1 protein-coding gene is annotated in these 652 nt (G+C 67.3%); it reads left to right on the top strand.

Going from position 1 to position 652, the window contains the following annotated elements; genetic code table 11:
- Positions 1 to 652 (top strand): extracellular solute-binding protein (locus QEZ54_RS36250; RefSeq protein ID WP_281309315.1); only part of this gene is annotated, 652 nt, incomplete at both ends.

Here is a 652-nt window from a genome sequence, read left to right as displayed (position 1 = left end):
CGCAGACCATCAACTGGTGGCACATCCAGAACACCGAGCCGATGCTGCCCGTATGGGCGGCGATGGCCAAGGACTACTCCACCGCGCACCCGAACGTGAAGGTCGCGATCCAGCCGCTGGAGAACGAGGCGTTCAAGGCGAAGCTGACCACGGCGACGCAGGCGGGGTCGCCGCCGGACCTGTTCCAGTCGTGGGGCGGGGGTGTGCTGCAGCAGCAGGTCGCCGCGGGGCTGGTCAAGGACATCACGGCTGATGTGCAGCCGTGGATCGGCAGTCTGCTGCCGGCGGCGCTGCAGCCGTTCACGATCGACGGGAGGATCTACGGGGTTCCGTTCGATGTGGGCATGGTCGGGTTCTGGTACAACAAGGACCTGTTCGCCAGGGCCGGGATCACCGCCGCGCCGGCCACGTGGGCGGAGCTGCTGACCACGGTGTCGACGATCAAGTCCAAGGGGATCGTGCCGATCGCGCTGGCGGGCAAGGAGAAGTGGCCGGGCCACTTCTACTGGGCGTACCTGGCGATGCGGATCGGCGGGCTGGGGGCGCTGCAGCAGGCGGCCAAGGACAAGAACTTCGACACCCCGGACTTCATCGCGGCCGGTAAGGCGCTGAAGGACCTGGTCGCGCTGGCACCGTTCCAGAAGGGCTTCCT

Origin of the sequence: Catellatospora sp. KI3 (genome assembly GCF_029948125.1) — a bacterium.
In the GTDB taxonomy this organism is placed as follows: Bacteria; Actinomycetota; Actinomycetes; order Mycobacteriales; family Micromonosporaceae; genus Catellatospora.
The sequence above is the reverse complement of the archived record's forward strand: the minus strand, read 5'-3'. Positions and strand labels throughout refer to the sequence as shown.